At 68.8% G+C, this 2,144-nt stretch carries 3 protein-coding genes; 2 read left to right on the top strand and 1 reads right to left on the bottom strand.

Annotation, left to right across the window (positions count from 1 at the left end; translation table 11 throughout):
• The coding region (locus IE249_RS39415; RefSeq protein ID WP_229859885.1) for an ATP-binding protein at positions 1–230 on the top strand (230 nt) is incomplete at its 5' end.
• 38 nt (positions 231–268) lie between these two features.
• Positions 269–1,543, top strand: a complete 1,275-nt coding sequence (locus IE249_RS33785; protein ID WP_189711057.1) for a COG4705 family protein — start codon at positions 269–271, stop codon at positions 1,541–1,543.
• A gap of 115 nt (positions 1,544–1,658) precedes the next feature.
• On the opposite strand, the gene IE249_RS39410 is transcribed toward IE249_RS33785, so the two are convergent.
• The coding region (locus IE249_RS39410) for a winged helix-turn-helix domain-containing protein (protein WP_229859883.1) at positions 1,659–2,144 on the bottom strand (486 nt) is incomplete at its 5' end.

Raw genomic sequence — 2,144 nt, 5'->3', positions numbered from 1 at the left:
GCGACCAGGGCGAGGCCATCGTGGTCGATGTCCTGGACGACGGCCCCGGATTCGATCCCGCGGACGTCGACCGGGTCTTCGAAGCGGGGGTGACCGGCGGCGACGGGTACGGGCTGGGGCTGCCGGTGGTTCGGCGCCTGGCCGCCTCGGCCGGTGTGGAGGTCCGCGCGGTCGCGGACGGCCGCGGTCACGTCGAGGTGACGCTCCCGGCCGCGCGTGCCACCGCGTAGTCAGGTTGTTTGCAGGTTCCCTGCTTAAACCTCCCGGCATGACAACGACAACGGAAGCACGCACGCGCAGCGGGCGTCTCATGCTCAACAAGGTTCCCGAGGTCACCGTCTGGTTCTGGGTGATCAAGGTCCTGTGCACGACCGTCGGTGAGAGCTTCGCCGACTGGATCAACATGAAGCTGGGCGTCGGCCTGGTGAGCACGGCCTGGATCTTCACCGCGGTGTTCGTGGCGGTCCTGGCCGTCCAGCTGCGGCTGAAACGGTACGTTCCGTTCCCCTACTGGCTGACCGTGGTCGTTGTCAGCGTCACGGGCACCCTGTACACCGACATCCTGACCGACCAGCTCAACGTGCCGTTGTGGATCAGTTCCGCGGTCTTCTCGGTGCTGCTCGCGGTGGTCTTCGGTGTCTGGTGGCTGCGGGAGCGCACGCTGTCGATCCACTCGGTCACGACGCTGCCGCGTGAGTCGTTCTACTGGCTCGCCGTTCTCGTCACCTTCGCGCTCGGCACCGCGACCGGCGACTGGACGCTGGAGCTCACCGGCTGGAGCCCGGGTGTCTCGGTTCTGTTGCCGCTCGGTCTCATCGCGGCGATCACGGCGCTGTGGAGGTTCGGCGCGAACCCGGTACTGTCATTCTGGCTCGCCTACATCCTGACCCGCCCGCTGGGCGCGAACATCGGCGACTGGCTCGCCTCCCCCAAGGTCGCCCAGAACCCCGGCGACCCCACCGGTCTCGACCTGGGCACGTTCACCACCAGCCTGATCTTCCTCGGCCTGATCCTGGCCACGGTGGTCTACCTGACGGTGACGCGCTCGGACGTGACCGAGACCCACGAGGCGACCCACGCCGCACACACCACCGGCGACCCGCGCAAGGAGCGCGTCGCGCTGGCCGGCTTCGGACTCCTCGCCGTCGCCACCGCGGGCCTGCTCGTCTGGGCCCACAGCCAGCCGCACGTCGGCCCGGCGCCGGAGGAAGACAACACCTCCGCCGTCCAGATGGCTCCCGGCCAGGCGGTGAAGAAGTTCCCGCCCACCAAGGTCGCGGCACTGAAGAAGCTCGCATCGACCTCGCTCAAGGACGCACGCTCGGGGAACGCGGCCGGAGCCCATGCGGCAGCCCAGTCGCTGCGTGACCTGTGGGACGCCGACCAGGCGTCGCTGCAGCCGCTGGACCAGACCGGCTGGACCTCCATCGACGCCCAGATGGACAAGGTGCTGGGGACCTTCGGCATCGATCACTCGAACCCACCGATGTCGCCCGCGCAGCAGGAGAAGGAACTGAACGCCCTCCTGACGGACATGGGCTGACAGACCGCACAGCGCCCGCCCGGCCCACCCGGCCGGGCGGGCTCAGTGTGCCGCAGAATCCCATGGGACTGGCGCTGACCAGGGCCAGTCGACGGTTCGTCCCGGCCCCATCGCTCTAGCCGCAGCACTCAAGGCGGTACCCATGTCCCCTGAGCGTGGTGATGTGAGGCAACCGGCAAGGGCGGGCGGACTCCTCGGCAGCCTGGGTAAGACGTCGGCGCAGGCCGGCCATGGTGACGTCGAGGGTCTTGGTGGGGCCGAACCAGTTCTCGTCCCACACCTGTGCCATCAGCGTTTCTCGCGAGACGGCGGTGCCGGGGTTCTGGGCGAGCAGGGCGAGGAGGTCGAACTCCTTCGGCCGCAAGGCGATCTCCGTGTCGTGAAGGGTGCAGCGGCGGGACGTGATGTCGATGACCAGGTCGCCGAGCCGTAGTGGGGGCTGCGGCTGCGACGTGCTGGTCTGTCGGCGCAGGTGGGCGCGGAGGCGGGCCAGCAGGACGGTGAGGCTGAAGGGCTTGACGAGGTAGTCGTCGGCGCCTGCGTCCAGGCCGGCGATGACGTCGATGTCGTCGGTACGGGCGGTGAGGATGACGATCAGCAG

This window comes from Streptomyces anandii JCM 4720, assembly GCF_014650655.1.
Lineage (GTDB): Bacteria > Actinomycetota > Actinomycetes > Streptomycetales > Streptomycetaceae > Streptomyces > Streptomyces anandii.
Note: the sequence above shows the minus strand (reverse complement) of the source record. Positions and strands in the feature narration are given on the sequence as shown.

Bases quoted from the DNA above. Each gene is read 5' to 3' on its own strand.
- IE249_RS33785 (WP_189711057.1), top strand. From the start codon at position 269: ATGACAACGACAACGGAAGCACGCACGCGCAGCGGGCGTCTCATGCTC.